20 protein-coding genes are annotated in these 20,395 nt (G+C 43.2%); 16 read left to right on the forward strand and 4 right to left on the reverse strand.

Annotated elements, in window-relative coordinates; genetic code table 11:
• Nucleotides 1-17: 17 nt before the first annotated feature.
• From Q0N70_RS05645 to Q0N70_RS05695, 11 genes are all read left to right on the forward strand, one after another.
• A complete protein-coding gene (locus Q0N70_RS05645; protein WP_294014737.1) occupies nucleotides 18-584 on the forward strand; it encodes a fasciclin domain-containing protein in 567 nt (188 codons plus the stop codon).
• 98 nt (nucleotides 585-682) lie between these two features.
• Nucleotides 683-958: a hypothetical protein gene (locus tag Q0N70_RS05650; protein ID WP_294014740.1), complete on the forward strand. Its 276-nt coding sequence runs from the start codon at nucleotides 683-685 to the stop codon at nucleotides 956-958.
• A 312-nt stretch (nucleotides 959-1,270) separates the two neighbouring features.
• Entirely contained in the window at nucleotides 1,271-2,056 is a 786-nt protein-coding gene (locus tag Q0N70_RS05655) for a restriction endonuclease (RefSeq protein WP_294014743.1), read from the forward strand.
• Between the two features lie 11 nt (nucleotides 2,057-2,067).
• Nucleotides 2,068-3,258 carry a DNA methyltransferase gene (locus tag Q0N70_RS05660; protein WP_294014746.1) on the forward strand — a complete coding sequence of 397 codons (1,191 nt, stop codon included), beginning with the start codon at nucleotides 2,068-2,070 and terminating at the stop codon, nucleotides 3,256-3,258.
• 155 nt (nucleotides 3,259-3,413) lie between these two features.
• Nucleotides 3,414-4,346: a hypothetical protein gene (locus Q0N70_RS05665; RefSeq protein ID WP_294014749.1), complete on the forward strand. Its 933-nt coding sequence runs from the start codon at nucleotides 3,414-3,416 to the stop codon at nucleotides 4,344-4,346.
• Between the two features lie 3 nt (nucleotides 4,347-4,349).
• Nucleotides 4,350-5,051, forward strand: a complete 702-nt coding sequence (locus Q0N70_RS05670) for a response regulator transcription factor (RefSeq protein ID WP_294014752.1) — start codon at nucleotides 4,350-4,352, stop codon at nucleotides 5,049-5,051.
• Between the two features lie 11 nt (nucleotides 5,052-5,062).
• A complete protein-coding gene (locus Q0N70_RS05675) occupies nucleotides 5,063-6,421 on the forward strand; it encodes a cell wall metabolism sensor histidine kinase WalK (RefSeq protein ID WP_294014755.1) in 1,359 nt (452 codons plus the stop codon).
• Between the two features lie 92 nt (nucleotides 6,422-6,513).
• Nucleotides 6,514-8,088, forward strand: coding sequence for a HAMP domain-containing sensor histidine kinase (locus Q0N70_RS05680; RefSeq protein ID WP_294014758.1), 1,575 nt, complete (start codon nucleotides 6,514-6,516; stop codon nucleotides 8,086-8,088).
• 86 nt (nucleotides 8,089-8,174) lie between these two features.
• Nucleotides 8,175-8,882 carry a response regulator transcription factor gene (locus Q0N70_RS05685; protein WP_294014760.1) on the forward strand — a complete coding sequence of 236 codons (708 nt, stop codon included), beginning with the start codon at nucleotides 8,175-8,177 and terminating at the stop codon, nucleotides 8,880-8,882.
• 54 nt (nucleotides 8,883-8,936) lie between these two features.
• Complete coding sequence (locus Q0N70_RS05690; RefSeq protein ID WP_294014762.1) at nucleotides 8,937-10,496, forward strand: hypothetical protein; 1,560 nt, start codon at nucleotides 8,937-8,939, stop codon at nucleotides 10,494-10,496.
• A gap of 33 nt (nucleotides 10,497-10,529) precedes the next feature.
• Nucleotides 10,530-11,435, forward strand: coding sequence for a DUF368 domain-containing protein (locus Q0N70_RS05695; RefSeq protein ID WP_294014765.1), 906 nt, complete (start codon nucleotides 10,530-10,532; stop codon nucleotides 11,433-11,435).
• Between the two features lie 278 nt (nucleotides 11,436-11,713).
• Here Q0N70_RS05695 and Q0N70_RS05700 read toward each other — a convergent pair whose 3' ends face one another.
• A complete protein-coding gene (locus tag Q0N70_RS05700) occupies nucleotides 11,714-12,310 on the reverse strand; it encodes a TIGR01440 family protein (RefSeq protein ID WP_294014768.1) in 597 nt (198 codons plus the stop codon).
• A 4-nt stretch (nucleotides 12,311-12,314) separates the two neighbouring features.
• Between Q0N70_RS05700 and Q0N70_RS05705 the strand changes: the two genes are divergently transcribed.
• The gene (locus Q0N70_RS05705) at nucleotides 12,315-12,761 is read left to right on the forward strand and encodes an ArsC family transcriptional regulator (protein ID WP_294014771.1); all 447 of its coding nucleotides are present in this window, start codon (nucleotides 12,315-12,317) and stop codon (nucleotides 12,759-12,761) included.
• 94 nt (nucleotides 12,762-12,855) lie between these two features.
• On the opposite strand, the gene Q0N70_RS05710 is transcribed toward Q0N70_RS05705, so the two are convergent.
• From Q0N70_RS05710 to Q0N70_RS05720, 3 genes are all read right to left on the reverse strand, one after another.
• Nucleotides 12,856-13,554 carry an SIMPL domain-containing protein gene (locus tag Q0N70_RS05710; RefSeq protein ID WP_294014774.1) on the reverse strand — a complete coding sequence of 233 codons (699 nt, stop codon included), beginning with the start codon at nucleotides 13,552-13,554 and terminating at the stop codon, nucleotides 12,856-12,858.
• A 251-nt stretch (nucleotides 13,555-13,805) separates the two neighbouring features.
• Entirely contained in the window at nucleotides 13,806-14,258 is a 453-nt protein-coding gene (locus Q0N70_RS05715) for a (deoxy)nucleoside triphosphate pyrophosphohydrolase (RefSeq protein ID WP_294014776.1), read from the reverse strand.
• A gap of 24 nt (nucleotides 14,259-14,282) precedes the next feature.
• Entirely contained in the window at nucleotides 14,283-17,270 is a 2,988-nt protein-coding gene (locus Q0N70_RS05720) for a DUF3427 domain-containing protein (protein WP_294014778.1), read from the reverse strand.
• 208 nt (nucleotides 17,271-17,478) lie between these two features.
• On the opposite strand from Q0N70_RS05720, the gene Q0N70_RS05725 reads away from it, so the two are divergent.
• From Q0N70_RS05725 to Q0N70_RS05740, 4 genes are all read left to right on the forward strand, one after another.
• Nucleotides 17,479-17,730: a type II toxin-antitoxin system RelB/DinJ family antitoxin gene (locus tag Q0N70_RS05725; RefSeq protein ID WP_277300324.1), complete on the forward strand. Its 252-nt coding sequence runs from the start codon at nucleotides 17,479-17,481 to the stop codon at nucleotides 17,728-17,730.
• Between the two features lie 3 nt (nucleotides 17,731-17,733).
• Nucleotides 17,734-17,991, forward strand: coding sequence for a Txe/YoeB family addiction module toxin (locus tag Q0N70_RS05730; RefSeq protein ID WP_277300325.1), 258 nt, complete (start codon nucleotides 17,734-17,736; stop codon nucleotides 17,989-17,991).
• 123 nt (nucleotides 17,992-18,114) lie between these two features.
• Entirely contained in the window at nucleotides 18,115-19,422 is a 1,308-nt protein-coding gene (locus tag Q0N70_RS05735) for an AAA family ATPase (protein ID WP_294014781.1), read from the forward strand.
• 206 nt (nucleotides 19,423-19,628) lie between these two features.
• Nucleotides 19,629-20,267, forward strand: a complete 639-nt coding sequence (locus tag Q0N70_RS05740; RefSeq protein WP_078931157.1) for a master DNA invertase Mpi family serine-type recombinase — start codon at nucleotides 19,629-19,631, stop codon at nucleotides 20,265-20,267.
• Nucleotides 20,268-20,395: the final 128 nt, after the last annotated feature.

Raw genomic sequence — 20,395 nt, forward strand, 5'->3', positions numbered from 1 at the left:
TTGGGCAAGGACATAATATGAAAAAGACAATTTTTACTTTGGGTGTATCGGCTTTGGTTGCGGCTTCGGTTTTTGCGCAGGAATTCAATCTTTCTTCATCGGTGCTCGGCGAGCTTAACACAAATGCGAACGTTGAGGCAACTGCAAATCAGGAAGCTCTTTCTGAAAACGCGGAGGACAAAACTCTTTCGGCTCAGGAAATCTCAAAATCGATTGAGGAAGTTGACGGAATAAAAATCTTCGCGAACATCCTCAAAAATTCTTCCGACAAAATCCAGGAAGTTGATTCTGACACAGGCGTTACAGTTCTTGCTCCGATTGACGCAATCGCCGACACTGGAAAAATCACACAGAACATTTCCGACTACATCGTTCCTGAAAAGCTCACAAAGGAAAATCTTGAGGCAAAGAGTTCCGTTCAGACACTTTCTGGAAAAACGCTTCCTGTTGAAGTAAAGGATTCTGCGATTCTTATAAACAATGTTGAGGTTGCGGGACTTGCTGACAGTGCGGATGACAAAGTTGCGGTTCTCCGCCTTGCAAACAACTTCAGTGAAGCAACTTCTGTAGCGTTTGCAGAGTAGAAAAAAATATCGGGAAACATGATTGCCGGCTCAAGCCCGACAATGACAAAGTAATATGTCAGACAATGACAAAAGAAAATATAAATAAGAGGAAAACTATGAAAACAACAAAGAAAGCTTTTATCGCCGTATCAATGATTGCCTTCGCCGCAATGATGTTCTCTTGCGCCGGAACAAAAAAGAACGCTCCAGCTTCGGATGAGACATCTCAAGTTCAGCAGGAATTGGACAGCGCGGCTCAGACAGAAGTACCGGCTGAAACTCCGGCAGAAGAAAATCTTTCCAGACAGGACGCCTTGCAGGAAGAAAATCCAGCCGCCGTTCAGGAAGAAGTTCCACAGAACAACGATGTTTCTGCTCCGGCTGCGGAATAGAAATCATCTTTAAATACAACAAAAATCCATCCTTTTTTCAGCAGGGCAGAACTCAGTCTCCAGTTCCGACTCTGCTGATTTTTTTATTCGGGCGTTCGCCGCAAAACTTTGTTTTGCTTCACGAGTTTACTTCGCAAACTCGCGCCGCCGGGCTTTCCGGGGGTTACGCCTTTCGGCTTCATTCCTTCGCTGCGCTTCGGAACACGCCTGCGGCGTGCCCCTACTATCCCTAACGCGGAAAGCTATGGAAGTTTTGGCAGAAATTGTGTATAGTAATTTTGTAAACGTTAATTATTTTTGGAGGATAAAATTATGAATGTTTGGATGCAACGCAGTATCGAACTTGCAAATAATAAAAACTATCTCGACAAACTTTTTGATGTTTATCCGATGACTCCAAATAAAATACGAAAAATAAATGAAGAATATTGGGACAGTATTGTTCAGGCATTCAATAATAAAGACGATAACTGCTTAATAAAATATCTTCTTTATCTTGATTTGTTTCCAATAAAGGATTCTTATATTCCTTTTCTAAGACGAGATACAGCAAACGCACTCAAAAACAATCCAGAAACTGTAAAACGACTTTGCAATAGACTTTATGAAATGGGCTTAGATAAAATCCGTGAAAAATGCACAGAGCCAAAAGAAACGAACAGGCAAATTGGTCCGCTTTTCAAAAAATGGTGTAAAAATAGTTTCAATGAAACAAAAATTCTTTCAGTAACAGATTTTGAAAAAACAAAAGAGGATGCAATTTTAGATGCTTCTGACAAAGAAATGATGGACTGGGCTTTTAGGACAGTAAATTACAAGCGAAACAAAGGCTTGGATTTTGTAGGTCGTTTCAATGGCAAATATTTAATTGGAGAGGCAAAATTTTTGTCTGATTTTGGAGGACATCAAGACGCTCAACTAGAAGATGCAATTCTTACTCTGACAACTCAAAATGTAAAAGCTACAAAAATAGCAATTCTTGATGGTGTTTGCTGGTTAAAAACTAACAACAAAATGTATAAGGCGATAACTGAAGAACACTGCGAAGAAAATATAATGTCAGCATTGCTTTTGAAAGATTTTATAAAAAGTCTGTAAGGAGCGAAAAAATGGAACTTACTTACAACGGCAAAAAATCAAAAAAAGAAATTCTAGAAACTCTTCCGCAGTCAGACTTTTCAAAGCCGGTTTCAGAAAAAGAAAACATTTTAATTAACGGCGATAATTTGGAAGCTTTGAGGATTCTTGTTCACAATTCAAATCTAAAGGGCAAGGTTGACTTAATTTATATTGACCCGCCTTTTGCGACTAACGGAACTTTCACAATCAGCGAAGAACGCACAAGCACAATAAGCTCAAGCAAAAAGGATGAAATCGCTTATACAGACAATCTTCTTGGCGAGGACTTTTTGGAATTTTTGCGGGAGCGCCTTATTTTAGCAAGAGAACTTTTAAGCGAACGCGGCTCTATTTATCTTCATATTGATTACAAAATCGGACATTACGTGAAAATCATAATGGATGAAATTTTTGGAGCTGAAAATTTCAGAAACGACATCACAAGAATAAAGTGCAATCCAAAAAATTTTTCACGAAGAGCTTACGGAAACATAAAAGACTTGATTCTTTTTTATTCAAAGACTAATAATCCGATTTGGAATGAGCCTTTTGTTCCTTTTTCAGAAGAAGATAAAGCCCGTCTTTACAAAAAGGTTGATGAGCAAGGCAGATTTTACACAACAGTTCCGCTTCATGCTCCGGGCGAAACAAAAGATGGAGTTACAGGCGGAACTTTCAAAGGAATGTTGCCGCCAAAAGGCAGACACTGGCGTACTTCCCCTGCGGAACTTGAAAAACTTGACGAGCAAGGCTTAATCGAATGGTCAAAAAATGGGGTTCCCCGCAGGAAAATTTTTGCAGATGAACAAAAGGGCAAAAAGCTTCAGGACATTTGGGATTTTAAAGATTACCAGTATCCGGTTTATCCAACAGAAAAAAATCTTGACTTGCTAAAACTTATTGTCCAAACTTCCTCAAATCCCGAAAGTTTAGTTATGGACTTTTTCTGCGGTTCGGGAACAACTTTGGTTGCCGCACAAGAACTTGGCAGACGCTGGATTGGAATCGACAAGTCCGAAAAGGCGATAGAAGTTGCAAGAAAAAAACTGGCTGAAGAAAATGCTACGCTTTTTAAGAACGATTTTGAATTTGTTAATATTTCAGAAAAGCAAGAGCAAAATTTGCATAGTGAAAATATTCTTGTTATACAGAAAGCTCCAAAAGTGCTAGTGACAGCGTGAGTTTGATTTTTCCTCGTTGTTATTTCATTTCGTACTCACTATACCTCCTCACATTTTCTTTCATCTTTTCCCAATCTTTCCAACAACTTTCTGTATCTTGAAACCGTTTTTCTGTGTGTATATAATAGAAGAAAATCACGTACTTGAGGATTAAAATGAAATCATCTCGTCTTTTTTGTTTGGCGTTTGCTTCCGTTCTTTTTTGGGGTGGCACGGAAGTTTTTTCGCAGAACTCGGTTTCACTAGTAAAAAACACATTGTCCGAACCGCCCAAGTTCAAAGGTTCGCCTGTTTCCGTCACAGAATATAGGGGAGCTTCTCCAGACAGTCTTAAAAAATACAGTCTTATTGAATTTGCGGACGGACGGATTTTTAGGGAGCGGCAGTTTGGCGAGGACGGCGCAGAAAAAACTTTTGTTGAAAGAAAATTTCTTGATGACGGAAAAATTTCAGAAATCACCGGGCTTGATTCCTCAAAAAATGTGAAGTGGCGATATTCATACGGCTACGATGAAAAAGGGCTTCTTGCAAGCGAGACTTCCTATTCAGGGAACGGCGAGGTTGAGTGGCGCGCTGAATATTCGTACAACGCAAAGTCGAAAGTTTCGGAGTGCAAGACTTATTCGGTGGCAGGTGCGTTGAATTTCACGGAAAAATATATCTACACCGAGGACGGACGGATTAAGGATTATTCTTCGTTTTATGCCGACGGAAAACTTTTCAAGCGCGTCGAGTATCTTTACAACGCGGACTCCACTTTGGCGCAGCAAAAAAACTATGACGCAGGCGGATTTTACGAGAGCGTGAACTATTCGTATTCAAACGGAAAGGCTTCTTCAATAAGAACGCTCGGCGCGGACGGAAGCCTAAAGACAGAGGAAACACGGACTTTTTCTGCCGGAAATATGATTCATTCAGTTCTTAAAAACGCGGAGGGAAAAATCGTCTCTGAAAAAGAATTCTTCTACGACTGGAACGGAAACGTCGCTATGGAAAAAAATGCTTCTGGAATCACTTTGCGGATTTTCCAGTACAACTCGCCGGTTTCAAGTCATACTTCGACTTCATCTGAAAAAAAGGAAAACTGAAAAATGGCTTGCGTGATAATTGTTGAGGACAACTCGCTGATTCGCGACGCGGTTTCTGGCTACTTGAAGCTCGACGGCTACAAGACGCTTGAATTCGGCGGAGTTTCGGGCGTTCTGGACGCGGTAAAAAGGGAGACCGCTGACCTTGCGATTCTTGACGTTATGCTTCCCGACGGAAGCGGATTCGCGCTCGCAAAGGAAATCAGGGCAGCAAGCGACATTCCGCTGATTTTTCTGACCGCAAAGGATTCAGAGTCTGACAGAATTTTGGGATTCGAGCTTGGCGCGGACGACTACATCTGCAAGCCTTTTTCGGCGAAGGAGCTTGTTCTCCGTGTCCACGCGCTTTTGCGCAGAAGCGGAAAGCCAGAAAGCGGAAAAAGCGCGGCCTCAGGCGAATGGCAGAGCGGAAACTCGACCGTGTTTATTGACGAGGCGAAGCACAGCATCAGCGTTGACGGAAACGCCGCGGAGCTTACTTCAACAGAATGGAAAATCCTTTTGTATCTTGCGTCGAACGCGGGACAGGTTGTCTCGCGCGAGCAGCTTTTGGGCGAGTGCCTGAACTATTTTTTTGAAGGCTCTGAACGCACGATAGACACTCACATGGCAAACCTGCGCTCAAAAATCGGGCAGCAGTGGATTTCAACCGTAAGAGGCTTCGGCTACAGATTCAGCGGAATAAAGCCGGATTCCAAAAGGTAAAAAAATAAAGTATGAAGTCAATCTTTGCCCGGATTCTTACAGGATTTATCGCCGCCTCTTTTGCCGTAATCGCCGCAATGTCCGTTATTTTCACGGTGTCGGTGAGCCGCTCGATAAACGACTGGAACACGGACAAAAAAGACGACTTTGTGGCTCTGATTCTTCCGGCAATCTCAAAAACGTACAGGCTCACGGGAAGTCTTTCTGCCTCCGAGCTTGAAAAAGCCGTAATGCCTTACACTACGGATTCCCTTTACATCTACATTTTTGACGGAAACAAAAAGCCGGTTCTTCTTCTTGAAAAAGGAAAAGTCAGCACGCAAGGCGACGTGGAAAAATCGGTCGGCTCTCTTTCAACTTTTTTGTCGCTAAATTCCCCTGTTCAGATAAAGGACGGAGACGACACAATCGGCTATCTTTGCGCGGACAACGTGGGATTTCTGGCGTACAAGGCGAACAGAATTTTTGTCTCCACAATGGAAAAAGGACTTTTCGCCGGAATCGTTCTTGCGGTCTCAATCACGATTGCGCTTTCCGTGCTGATTTCGACGATGCTCTCAAAAAAGGCGCGGACTCTTGCAGACTACATCTCGTCTCCCGACCTGATGAAAACAGAACTTGGCGCGCTCGGCGTGAACGAGTTCGACAGGATTCTGGATTCGGTTAAAAAGCTTAAAAACCGTCTTCTTCACGAGGAGACTTTGCGCAGGCAGTGGATGCAGGACATCTCGCACGACTTGCGCACTCCATTAACCGCGGTGAAAATGCAGGTTGAGGGAATGAACGACGGAGTTCTTGAGGCGACGGCCGAGCGTTTCGCCGCTCTTTATTCCGAACTTACGTTGATTGAAAAGCTTGTGTGGAATCTTCAGGACTTGAGCCGCTTTGAGTCCCCGGAGATGAAAATTTCCGCAGTAAAAGTGAACGCGTTCAAGTTTACGGACGATGTCGCACTGCGCTTCTCGCTTCTTGCGGAAAAAAAGAAGATAAAATTCAGTGTGCAGAAGAAATGCGCGGAAGATTTTGATTTTACGGCAGACCCGCTTCTTCTTATGCGGTGCGTCTCGAATCTTCTGCAGAACGCGTTCCAGTACACGGCGGAAGACGGCGAAGTTACACTCTGCACGGAAGAAACTCCTGAAAGCCGCGTGAAAATCTCCGTGATGAACACAGGCGCGATTTCAGAGGACGACATTCCCCACGTTTTCGACCGCCTTTACCGCGGCGACCGCTCAAGAAGCACGGCAGGCTCAGGACTTGGACTTTCAATCGCGCAGGCAATCGCAAACCTCCACGGCGGAAAAATCGAAGTTCAAAATGAAAAAGATGAAAAAGGCGAAGCGTGCGTGTGTTTTTCGGTGGTGGTGTGAGTTTTCATTTTTGCCCAAATCATTTTCACCAAGCAAAATCATTTCATCAAAAATCTTTCCGCATTTTTCAGAAATTCTGATATAATTTTTGCATGACCATAAAACGCAGGCTTTTTATTTCGAATATCGTGATGATTCTTGTTCCAGCGGCGGTTGCGGCTTTGATTGCGTTCGGGGCTGCGTTCGCGTTCTGGCGCGTGGTTTACGTTCAGTATATGGACGAGTCGCTTGAAGACAGGCGGCTGCCGCTCGTTTACAAGATGATTTCAAAGCAGGTTGAGTCGTATCTTGAAAGCGGAGACGCGCAGGGCAGGGCAGCTGTTTCTCTTTCGGATTTTGCGGAAAGCCACGGAATTTTTATCAAGATGAATAAGGAAAACGGCGAGCTTTTGTTTTCAGCAGGAAATGAAACTGATGATTTCCGCCGGATTGAAAATAAGTTTTCGGTGCTTTTTGAGACTTCTTCTGTTCTTGAAGATTCAAGCGATTCTTCATCTTCGATTGCTTCTGACTGGATTCCTGATTCAACTGTAAATACTGAAAACGGAGCTTTTTCCCTGAATATAAACGGAATGTTTTTCGTGAAAGAGCCACTCTCAGTTCACGGCGAAAATTATTCTCTCTTTATTTTTGGAACTTTTGACTGGCACGAGGACAAGGGCAACGAGGCGGTTTTCAAAACTCTTCTGGCTGGAGTTGTTCTTCTTGTTTTTATGGCGGTTTTTGCCACGAACAGTTTTCTTACGCGATTTATCGTAAAAAAAGTTCAGTCGCCTTTGGAAATTCTTGAAGACGGCGTAAAAAATATCAGTGACGGAAATCTTTCATATAGAATAAATTATTCTGCCGACGACGAATTTCTTCCGATTTGCAGCGCGTTCAACTCGATGGCGGTGCGGCTTGCTGAGCTTTCTGAGGCTCAGAAAAAGGACGAGAAAAACAGGCGCGAGCTGATTGCCGGAATCTCGCACGATCTGCGCACTCCGCTCACTTCGATTAAGGCGTATGTTGAAGGCTTATGGGACGGCGTTGCGGACACGGACGAAAAACGCGAAAAATACATGGCGACGATTCTTTTAAAGACAAACGAGATTATCACGATGACCGAGCGGCTTTTTATGTTCTCAAAGCTCGACTTGGACGAATATCCGTTCAGCACGGAAAAACTGAATGTGGCGGCGGAAATCAAGAAGATTGTGCAGTCGTTTTCTGACGATTACGGCGAGAAACTTTCCATTAAAACAGATTTTTCTTATGGCGAGAATGATTGCGAGAACGGAAGCGAAACGAAAATCGAAAATGCGGAAATCGTTTTTGACAAGATTCAGTTCAGAAACGCTTTGGCGAACATCGTTGAAAACAGCCTGAAATATTGCGGAAAGGAAAAATGTGTTGTGAAGATTTCTTGCGGTCGGCGCGGCGGATTTGCTGAAATTTCAGTTTTGGACAACGGTCCAGGAGTTCCAGACGGCGCGCTTGAAAAACTTTTCGATGTTTTCTACCGGACAGATTCCGCGAGAAGTCCGCGAAAAAAGGGGAGCGGCTTGGGGCTTGCAATCACCGCGAAAGTCTGCCAGCATTTTGGCGGAACAATTTTTGCAGAAAACGCGACGGAAAAAGACGAGCTGCACGGACTGAAAATCACAATTCGCCTGCCGCTGGCATAAAAATGTGGACATGGAAAAAGATTTGCGGTCATTGAGCCTGTCGAAATGACCACAATGGCGCAGAACGAAAACTTTTTGAGGTGAATATGAAAAAAATCCTGATTGTTGAAGACGACGAGGCGATTGCCGAAATTGAGCGCGACTATCTTTTGATTCAGGGCTTTGCGGTGGAAATAGCTTCTGACGGAAAAGCCGGGCTTGAGCTTGCGCTGAACGGCTCTTTCAGCCTGATAATTTTGGACGTGATGCTTCCCGAAATCGACGGATTTTCGCTGTGCCGCACGCTCCGCGAAAAGCTCGACATTCCAATCATCATGGTTACCGCCCGAAAGGACGACATCGACAAAATCCGCGGGCTGGGGCTTGGCGCGGACGACTACGTTGTAAAGCCGTTTTCGCCGGGCGAGCTTGTGGCAAGAGTCCGCTCTCACATCGCCGCCTACGAAAGAATTGCAAACGGAACTTCGCGCGGAAATGCACGAGCCGCCGAATCAGAATCTGCGGAAATCATTTTTGGAAACTTGCGGCTCGTTCAAAAATCCCGGCGTGTCTTTGTCTCGGAAAAGGAAATCATTCTCGCAAAAAAAGAATTCGATATGCTCATGCTTTTCATGCAGAATCCCGACCGCGTTTTTAGCAAGGAAGAGCTTTACGAGCGGCTCTGGAGCGACGAATCCAGCGGCGACATCGCGACCGTAGCTGTGCACATAAACCGCCTGCGCGAAAAACTTTCCGCCTCCACAAACAAAATCGAAACCGTCTGGGGCGCGGGATATAGATTTTCCCGTTTATAAAAAGTTTAACTTTCGTTTATCGCCGCTTTAATTTTTCCGCATATATTCTTTCGTATGCGAGGATTGAATATCACCTTTAAAATTTGCGGAAAATATCTTTTGGCTTTGCTTTTTACGCTGTCTCTTAATTTTGACTTTTTGTTTTCCCAAACTTTTAAAATTGAAAAAGTTGACTGCGAAATTTCCGGGCAGACGCAGGAAAAGTTTTTGCGGGACGAAGTTTTGATTGACACGGAAAGAACTTTTTCTTCAAAAGAGGAGCTTGATGCATATATCGCCGACTGCAAAACGCGGCTTTTGAATCTTCGGATTTTTTCTGACGTGAGCATTGAAATTGAAAAAAATCCGTTGCCTGCGGAATCTAAAGTTGCTGCAGAAATTATTCCGATTCACCTTAAAATCCGCACGGAAGATTCAAAGCATTTTCTGCTTTTGCCTTATCCAAAGTATAGCTCGAACGACGGTGCGGTTCTGAAACTTAAAATGCGTGACGACAATTTCCGCGGCACAATAACGCGCCTTGAAGGTGAAGTTTTTGGCGGAATCTCTGATTTTTCTTCGTTTGCGTCTGAAAATTTCAACGCTGGTTTTGCGTTGAATTTCAATTATCCTGTTTTTTACAAGTCATTTGGGATTTTTGCGACTACAGATAGTTCTGTAAAGTTCACTTTTGACTCTCCAATTCCTTCTTATGACATAAACGCCGGGCTTTCGTTTGTTTTTCCGCTTGAAAAAAATAAAATGCGCCAGCTTGTTCTAGATTTTTCTCAAGGATTGGTGCGGGGCGACGAGGAGCACGCGCTTTTTGGAAACGATATTTTTTATTCAGAATATGCGAAAATCTCGCTGCCGATAAAATTGAATTTTGCGGATTCGACGCTCACACCATACACAGATTTTTTTTACTGCTGGAGCGACTGCGAACTTAATTTTGACGACACGGAACTTTCTTCTCCGCTTGCAAAAACCGGGCTTTCTTTTGAATTCGGCCGCGTTGACTGGCTCGGAAATTTCCGGCAGGGAATCAGCGCGATTTTTGACGGCGGAAGCGGATTTGACTTTAGGCGAAATGAATTTGTTCCGTATTTTTCGGCGCAGGTGAACGCGTTCAGGGCTTGGGAAAAATTCGGAATCGCCTCGCAGCTGAACTTTTTTCAGGACAAAAACGAACGTCCGATTGGAACTTTTTTGCGCGGAATCAGGGACACGCCGGAGCTTTCGTCAAAAAACCTTGCGGACAGATTTCTTTACGTTCCGACCGCTCTTTGCTTGAGCTTGGATTTTCCGTTTCATCTTTTTTCAATTCATCCAAAAGAAACTTCCCGCATAAAGGATTTTGGATTTGAAGTGCAGCTCGCGCCGTTTGTGGATTTTGCCTTGACAAAAAACAGCACGACCGGAAACTTTTTCAGCCCGAAAGACGGCTGGTATTCCGGCGGCTTTGAAGTTCTGGTTTATCCTGAAAAATGGAAAAGCATCGTTGTGCGCGCGAGTCTAGGCTTGGATTTTGGTAACCTGATTTTTTCAAAAATCCCGGGAACTTCTTACGACACAAGTTGGAGAAGCAGCCTTTCCTCCTACGAGATTTTCATCGGAATCGGTTGGCAGTATTAAGTGTAAATATAAAAAATTATTTTGGAGGACAAAATGAAGGGTTCAAATTTTTTGAATGACGGATTCCACGGGCTTTGCATGGCGTGCGCTGACAGTGTGCCTGGAGTTTCGGGAGGGACGGTTGCTTTTTTGATGGGATTTTACGAGCGTTTTGTCGGCGCAATTGATTCCCTTGTGTTCTGCGGAAAAAAGGAAAAACTGCCTGCGCTTTTGTATCTTCTGCGGCTCGGCACTGGCTGGGCGCTCGGATTCGGAGTCTGCGCGGTTTTGATTTCCAAAATGTTCAGCGAAAATATTTACGTGATGTCGTCGCTGTTTTTGGGATTTACGGCTGCGGCGATTCCTGTTGTTGCGGCGGAAGAGCTTTCCTGCGTGAAAAATTTCCGTGCCGTGCCGTTTTTTGTTCCGGGGCTTCTGCTCGTTGTGCTTGCCTCGCGCTTTAATTCGGTTGCGGCTTTCTCGTCGCTTGACCTTGCAGTTCCTAGCATCGCGACTTGGCTGATTCTTTTTGCCGCCGGATTTATCGCAATCAGCGCGATGATTCTTCCGGGCATTTCCGGCTCCACGCTTCTTCTGATTATGGGGCTTTATCTGCCGGTAATAAACGCGGTCAAGGAGCTGATTCACCTGCATTTTGCGTTCTTGCCTGCGGTCGCGTTTTTCGGTCTTGGCGTTCTTGTCGGACTTGCCGGAACTGCTCGCCTTTTAAAAAATCTTCTTGAAAAACACCGCGCCCCGATTATCTATCTTGTGCTTGGGCTTATGACCGGCTCTCTTTACGCGATTTACAAAGGGCCTGCAACTTTGTCTGAGCCTCAGCCGCCGCTTTCGCTTGATACGTTTAATTTGGTCGCGTTTGCCGTCGGCATTGCTGTGATTGTCGTGATGTATCTTGCAAAACGGAACGCGGAAGAAAAAATATCTGTGGAAAAATTGTGAGGCGAGAGTGATTTTTCTATGCGTTGCCGTAACGTTTTCTGACTGCACATGATTTTTTCAAACATTGCGGTAACGTTCTTTGACCTGACGCAATTTCTTCAAACGTTATTTTGATTTTTCTTGTCCGCAGGCACTTTCAGACAGCGTTATTTTAACGTTTGCCGACCGCACGTACTTTTATAAAACGTTAAAATAACGTTCATTGCCCGCAAATGGTTTTGATAAACGTTATTATAACGTTTGCTGTCTGCAAGTGATTTTGCAAAGCGTTACATTTTTTACCTTTCCGCCGTGTATCTTGCCCGTTCGCCGCCAATGAGCTTCGGCCGTGAGTAAGCCGCAGTAACGTAAGCCTTGCCCACGAATTTCTGCTTTGGGTGGACTGGAACCGCAACTTCCTTCAAGTGCATTCCAATCAGCGTGCTTCCGATGTCAAGTCCTGCCGCAGCCTTTATATGCTCCACGACGACCGGCTCCTTGAAAGCGTAGTAAGCCGCAGTCGCGAACGAGCCGCCTCCGTGAATCCACGGAACAACGCTCACCTCGTCAAGACCGTATTTTTCAGCGCACTCACGCTCAACCACAAGCGCGCGGTTCAGGTGCTCGCAGCACTGGCAAGCAAGAAAAATTCCTTTTTCAGTCAAAATCCTCTCCGCAGCCGTAAAAATCGCCTTTCCGATTTCCGCGCTCGAGTCCTTTCCGATTGAGCCGCCCGCAACCTCGCTCGTCGAGCAGCCGATTACAAAAAACGAGCCTTTTTTCTGCGGGTGAGAGGCGAGCAGCTCAGCGATTATCTTTTCCGTCTGGCTTGAAATCTCCGGAATATTTTCCGCCGGTGTTGTTTTATTTTCATTCTGATTTTCGTTTGTGTTCATAAGAATGATTATAGCGAAAAACTGTGGCTTTAGAAACAATCGGCTTGTTACGCGAGTTCTGTATCTTCCGCCGGATTTCTGCTACAATCTTTTTATGATTCAGATTTTTGGAACAACAAAGAATTTCGACACAAAAAAGGCGCAGATGTGGTTCAAGGAACGGCGCATTCCTTTTCAGTTTATTGACTTAAAGGAAAAAGAGATGAGCCGAGGCGAATTTGAAAGCGTTGTGGATTCAGTTGCACGAGTGGCTGGCTCACGTGCGGATGCGCTTGAGCTTCTGGTGGATAAAAAATCAAAGGACTATGCCTCGTTCGCATATCTTGATGACGCTGACAAGGAAGAAAAACTTTTTGAAAACCAGCTTCTGATGAGACTTCCTATTTGCCGGAACGGAAAAAATGCCGCCATATGCGGACTTGAGCCGAAAATCTGGGAAGGTTGGAAATAGGTTTTTTGCATGAAGAAGAATGCTTTTTGTTCAGAAAATAATTGAAAAAAAATAATCCGCCGAAGTGTGTCTTGTTTTCTCGGCGGATTTTGTTTTATTTCAGCAGATATTCAACTGTAGTTACAACGCGGATTGTCTTTTTTTCCTGAAGATCTTCGGCTGCGTTTTCTATGCTGAAAAATCCCTGTGTCGCAGTTTTTATTTTTCCGACTTTGCTTCCAGAGTCATGCGCAAACTGTTCTGCTGCTGTACGCGCGTTTTTTGTTGCCTCTGCAATCATCTGCGGCTTTATTTCATTCAGCTTTGTAAATTCAAAAGAAATCTTGCTGTTGTAGTCTTTTGAAACTGCAATTCCGCTGCTCATCAAGTCAAGGGAATCGTCCTGCGCTTTTTTTACTTCCGCAACTTTTGAAGAGCGCACAAGAACCACAGTCTGCGCAAGGTAAGTGTAAAGAATTTTGTCCTTGTCCATGTACGGATTGATTGTGTTGTCCGTTATGCTAGGCGACTGAACCGTGTAGTCGGCTTCGGAAAGTCCGTGGCTTGCAAGATATTCCTTTACGGTTTGAGTTTTTGCGAGAATGTCCTTTTGAAGCTGTGGAAGGCTGTTTGCTCCAAGTGTGAATGTGAGCGGCCAAAGCGCAAGGTCTGCATCGACTTCTTTTTCTGCAAGTCCGCGCACCGTAACAGTTCTGTCAGGTCTTGCGATTTTTGAAAGTCCCACGGAAACAATCACCGCGGAAACCACAAGCGAAACCGACACCGCCATAATAAATGCCTTTAGTTCTTTCATTCTTTCCTCCAAATGTTTTATGCTTTAAATATAATAAATTGCATCCAAAAAATCAGCATAAAATTTTTTCAGATTATATTTACTAAACAACTTTGCATTGAAAAAGTTGCGGCATTTTTTTTAACAGAATACTATGGGCGGTCCGGCAATCACCTGTGGCGCTTGCCGTCGCTATGTCCGCAACTTGCTGCGCGCGGTCCTCACTTTGTTCGGACTGCCTCCGGCATTGCTCCCAGCGCTACCGCATCCGCCTAAAAAAGTTCCTTTAGATTTTCTAGAACTTCCACATCCGCAGGAAGCCATTTTACGCTTTTAAGCTTTTCCTCGGAAAGCCATGCCGCGTTCTCGTGCTCAAGCAGAGTAAGCTTCCCGGAAACAATTGAGCACAAAAAACATTCCATTGTCAGATGAAAAGCAGGGTAGTCGTATTCAACCGTGCAAATCTTGCGTTCCGCCCGGATTTCCGTCGCAAGCTCCTCGCGTATTTCCCGCACAACCGCCTGTTCCGCGCTTTCTCCATCTTCAATCTTTCCGCCCGGAAACTCCCACCAGTCCTTCCATTCACCGTAGCCACGCTGCGTCGCAAAAACCATTTTTTCGCCGCCAGCCGCAGTACGGAAAATTACCGCCGCCGAAACATGGATTTTCTTGAGCGGTGTGGTTTGGATTTTACAATCGTTTTTTGTTATATTTGCGTTGTTCATTTTTTCAGTCCTTTTTTTGTAAAGTCAATTATCGCTGTTTTTTCCCATTTTGTCAGTGCGTGTTATAAAGTCGTTGAAAAGCTCGTCAGGAACACGGCTATGAAGCGCGAATTTCATTGTGATTGGCTTGTTGCCTTCCGCGCTGCCCGGAAAAGTTGAAACCTGACCAAGATAAATGAACGGCTGGGTTATGTTTTCTACTTTTTCAAATTTGCGTACAAAAAGATGAAGTCGGATTTTTCTTTCGATGTTGCGGATAAGATTCTGCCCGACTTCAGAATTTTGCGTTGTGCTGTTTGGCGACTGCCACTGAAAATGTTCCGGCGTTATGAATTTGTCCGCGTAGTTGATTGAATCTTTTATGTCCGCATCCTTGTGCAGGTTCACAAATAGAAAATAATCCGGCTTTGCGGAAGTTATAAGTCCTTGTCCGCGGAATGAGGAATGAATCTTTGTGTAGTTGCATAAAAGCGCCGCGTCGCGCATCGTGTATTTTTGATAGAGTTTTAGAAAAGGCAAAGTTCCGCTTTCAGAATAATCGTCCAAACCGAATTCGTTCTGATAACGCAAAAGATTGTATTGAATCAAATCTTCAAGCCAGAGTTTTTTCTGTGCAGAAAATTCCGAGTTTTCAAGTGAGTTGACTGTATTTTGGTTGAACGAAACTGAATCACCGTCAAAATCAAAAATCGCCTTTTCGTAGCGTGTTTTTTCGCTTGAATCAAAATAAGCTCCGCTTAACGTCCGGCATGCGTGAGCGATAGAAGTTTTATTCACAAAAGAAAGATATTTTTTTGCCTTTTCAGAAATTTCATCAACAGAAGCTGAATATTTTTCGGAATTAAAGACTGTTTCCGCAATAATCCATTCTTCAGCGCGTTTCGCAGGCGAGTAAAAACTTAGAAGCCGCATAATCTGGCTGAAAGATTCATCTTCGTTAATCAGAGAAAATTCAGGATGCGATTCTTTTTCAATGTATGCGGCAAAATCGAAATACGTCTTGTAGTTCGGGCTGAAAACCGTAAACCGCACAGGATCAATGCTTCCGTCATGCTTTAAGTAATCAACAAGAAACGGGACTTTTCCGCCGCATACATGCTTAAACGAAAAATATGATTCTTTCATATATTTAAGCGACATGAATTTTTCATTTTCAAGCTGGCGCAGAATCTGTTCCTTTGTGATTTTGTCCATGTGAATGTAAGTTCCGTTCGGCAAGTCCGCAAAATCATTTGCAACTTCAAGCTTCAATGAATCGCGGTCGTAATCCTGCTTTCCGTTCAGGGCAATCGCCATCAAGAAAGACTTTTTGTAGTTTCCGATAAAGTCCAGAACTGTTACGAATTCTTTGCCGCCCAGTTTGCGCAAGCCTCGTCCAAGCTGCTGAATAAAAATTATTGAAGAGTCAGTAGGACGCAGCAGCAAGACTGTGTTTACTGATGGAATATCAATTCCTTCGTTAAAAATATCGACTGAAAAAATGTATTGAAGCGGAGAATTGTCATCTTCCAAAAGACGTGCATATTTTTCGCGGATTTCAACACTGTCTTCTCCTGAAAGGACTATGGCAATTTGCCCGTTGTTTTTTGAAAGTCTCTTGTTGAATTCCTGCGCCATATACTTTGCGTGTTCTACAGTTGCGCAGAATCCCAGAACCTTAGCTTTTTCGCCGTCGTGTCCGTAAAAATTCATTTTTTCGATTATGTAGTCAACGCGGCGGTTCACCATGAGCATATCTGCAATTTCTTCTATATATTTGCTTGTGCCTGGTTCAGCCTTGATTTTTGAATAGTCGATTCCTTCTGCGTCGGTAATTCCAAAATAATGGAAAGGGCAGACCAAATCGTGCGAAAGTGCGTCCCGCAGGCGGATTTCAACTGCGACATTGTTGTCAAAAATTGAATAAATGTCGCCATTGTCGCTTCGCTCCGGAGTTGCGGTAAGTCCAAGCAGAAATTTAGGCGTAAAATGCGCAAGAATATTTTTGTAGCTTTCGCTTGAAGCGTGATGGGCCTCGTCCAAAACAATATAGTCAAAGGCATCTTTTGCAAATTCTTTGTAATGGCGGCTTAAAGTGTCGCGTGTCGCAAAAAGATACTTGCAGTTTTTGTCTTTCTGATTTCCTGTAAAAAATCCTGATGAATAATTTTCTTCTGTTGCAGAGCAGATTGTGTCAAAAGATTCCTTCGACTTTTTTAGAATGTCCTCACGGTGGACAATAAAAAGCAGATGCTCAGGCTTTACCTGCAGCGCGTCAAAAACTGACATATATGTTTTTCCGCTTCCGGTTGCTGCGATTGCAAGAGCCTTTTTTGCGCCGGTTTTTCTGAGCCGGTCAAGTTTTACAATCGCTTCGGCTTGCATCTCATTCGGCTGGATTATGGACGGAGATTTTTCGTCTGTAAAACTGCTGTATGAAAATAAAAGTTTTTGTTCCTGTTTTTGCTGGCGTTTTACTTTTGAAAGATAGTCGCGGTAAGAAATCAAAAAATCATCGGAATATTCTTTTGCCCACGGACTTTTCCAGAGCGTTTCAAATTCGTCAAGAACGGATTTTGTAAAAATTCCAGGTTCCTGCTGTTCGCTACATTTTTCATTTTGAAGGACGTTCCATTCAACATTCGTTTTTAGCGCCCGGCCTGTTATGTTTGAAGAGCCGATTATGACAGTCCACTTTTCTGATTCAGGACTGTTCTTGTGGAAGAGATAGCCTTTTGCATGGAAGCCGTCGTTTTGCGTTGGTGGAACATAAATCTTAAGATGAATATTTTTGAATTTGGAAAGCCGCTCAAGAACCTGCGGGCTTGTCATTTCCTTGTAAGTTGTTGTAAGAATCTCGCCGTGAATATTGCGCGTTTCAAGAGCCTTTAACGTTTCAAGCAGAACCTGCAATCCTCCGTAAGTGATGAATGCCACACTGATTTTGAACTGAGAACAATCATTCAGGTTTTCAACAAGCTCATTGTAAAAACTGCGGACAGGTCCGTTTGTTATAAGGAAAGATTCTTCCATAATATCGCCGAAACCTTTATTTTGTGCTGAAAAAGTGCTCCAAAAAACGGACGTTTTACATATCACTTTTCCCCATTTGCGGTGTCCATAACGGATGATTTTTTTTGACAAGTCAGAATAGTTTTTATATAAAAAACTTGACAAACAGAATAAAAAATGTAAATTTTAAGTATAGATAACTTATATTGACTTATTTTGAGGTGATTTTATGATGAATGTAAGCGTAAGGATGGATAACACAACAAAGAAGGAGTTTGAAAAATTCTGCAAGGATGTCGGGCTTTCAATTTCCGGAGCGTTCAATCTGTTCGCAAAAAAAGTAATCCGAGAGCATCGCATTCCGTTTGAAATTTCTTCCGAAGACCCGTTTTACAGCGAGGAGAACCAGAAACGGCTTGAACTTTCAATTCAGCACGCAAAAGAAGGAAAACTTACAGAACACGAACTTATTGAGGTTTAAAATATGAAAAAAGCATGGACAGACGAGGCTTGGGAAGACTATTTGACGCTCCAAAACGACAAAAAACTTCTCAAGAAAGCAAACGCACTTCTAAAAGACATTGAACGTGGCGGATATGACGGAATCGGAAAGCCCGAACCGTTAAAAGGAAATCTTTCAGGCTATTACAGCCGCCGCATTGACGACTACAACAGAATTGTCTATAAAATAGAAAACAACATCATCGAAATTGTTCAGTGCGGAACACATTATCACGACTGAAGTTCATTTGTTTTTACAAATATCAGAAATTTCCCCTAGAAAAGTGTGGAAACTCTCTTATTTTCCCCTAGAAAAATGTAAAATTACCTTAACTTTTCCCCCAGAAAAGTGTAATATCATTTTATGAAGCGTTTGCTGTATAAAGACTTGCTGAAATGGAAAAATTCAGGCAGCCGTAAGCCTCTTATTCTTGAAGGCGCACGTCAGGTCGGAAAAACTTGGCTCCTAAAGGAATTCGCAAAAAACGAGTATGAAAATTTTCTATATATAAACTGTGAGACAGAAATATCCGTAAAAAATGTGTTTTCAGATTATGACACGCAAAGAATCATTCGTTCACTTTCTGCACTCAGCGGGCAGAACATCTTGCCAAAAAAAACACTTATCATCCTTGATGAAATTCAGATTCTTCCGGTGGCGATTACCAGCCTTAAATATTTTTGTGAAAATGCAAATGAATATCACGTTGCGGTAGCAGGTTCACTTCTCGGTGTAAAAATGCACGAAGGCACCGGGTTTCCGGTCGGAAAAGTTGACCATCTGACTCTTCATCCTCTTTCATTCAAGGAGTTTCTTCTTGCAATGAACAAAGATATTCTTGTTCAGTATCTTGACGAGCATAAATGGAATGAATATTCTGCCCTAAAAACTGAATTGACTGAACTTTTGCGGCAATATTATTTTACAGGAGGGATGCCGCTGGTGGTTCAAAAATACGTTGAAAATCAGGATTTGATAGAGGTCCGGCGGATTCAGAAAGATATTCTGCAAGACTATGAAGAAGATTTTTCAAAGCATATTCCAAATACGGAGCTGCCTAAAGTCACAGCAGTCTGGAATTCAATTCCAAGCCAGCTTGCAAAGGAAAACAAGAAATTCATCTGGGGCGCATTAAAAAAGGGGGCGCGTGCAAAAGAATTTGAGAATGCGGTTCAGTGGCTGATTGATGCAGGGCTTGTCCACAAAGTTCCGCGTTTGAAAAAAATCGAGTTGCCGGTCAAGTTCTATGAGAATTTTTCGGCCTTCAAGTTATTTTTTAATGATGTAGGCTTGCTCGGCGCCCTTTCTGATGTTCCTGCAAAAGAAATCCTTGTCAGCACAAAACTGATGACCGAATATAAAGGCGCTTTTACAGAACAGTATGTGGCACAGCAGTATTTTTCCGCATTGAGCTCAACATATATTTTGCCTCTTTATTATTATTCTAATGAAAATTCCACATTGGAAATTGATTTTGTATTTCAAAAAGAAAATGCTTTTCCGATTGAAGTAAAGGCTGAAGAAAATCTAAGGGCAAAATCGCTCAGCACAATTCTAAAGGCAAACACTGAAATAACCGGAATCCGTTTTTCCATGTCAGACTACCGCGAACAGGAACGGATGGTGAATGTGCCGCTTTATCTTGCCTTCTGGTATTTTGAATGGGTTTAAGGGGACTTGAGAAAGACGTTTTTCCAAGTTTGAAAAATACAGAATTATCTACTATAATTTTATATTCAAAGATTATTATGGAAAAATCAGATATAGAAAACACTTCTGCCTCAAAAAACGAACGCTTCAAATACCACTGCCGTTGAAATTTTTCCTAAAAAAATATTTTTCTCCACAATTTTCCAAATTTTAAGTATACTCAAATAATGACGTACGGATACATTCGCGTAAGCACGGACAGGCAGACTGTAGAAAACCAGCGGTTCGAGATTCAGGAATTTGCAAAACGGAACTCAATTTCTGTAGAAACTTGGATTGAAGAAACAGCGAGCGGAACGATTACGCCGGAACACCGCGAGCTTGGAAAACTTCTTGAAAAAATCCAAAAAGGCGATCTCATAATCTGCTCCGAACTTTCGCGGCTCGGAAGAAGCCTTTTTATGATAATGTCGATTTTGAACAAACTTATGGAAAAAGGCGCGCGCGTCTGGACAATCAAAGACGGCTACAGGCTTGGCGACGACATCCAGTCAAAAGTTCTGGCCTTCGCATTCGGGCTTTCCGCAGAAATCGAACGAAATCTTATCAGCCAGCGCACAAAAGAAGCCCTTGAACGGAAAAAAGCGGAAGGACAAAAACTCGGACGTCCGCTCGGAACAGAAAACGCCTCCTCAAAACTCGACGGCGCGGAACTCGGCACAACAATAATGCTTCTTCAAGGCATCTCCATAAACCGTATTGCAAATCTTTACGGCGTCCACCGAAAAACCGTCCAAAAATTCATTTCAAAAAGACGCTTGGATTCATCAGAAAATATAACAAGAACACTTCAGCTCCTTGGCTAAATTTTTTCCGGGCGGCTTTTTTCCTCGCTTCACTCCGTTCCGCTCCGAAAAAATCAGGCTTTCCACACTTCGCTAACGGATTTGTTTTTATGCGAGTTTTTGTAAGAAAACTCGTAAGCAAACCGTAG

The sequence above is a fragment of the uncultured Treponema sp. genome (assembly GCF_945873775.1).
Lineage (GTDB): Bacteria > Spirochaetota > Spirochaetia > Treponematales > Treponemataceae > Treponema_D.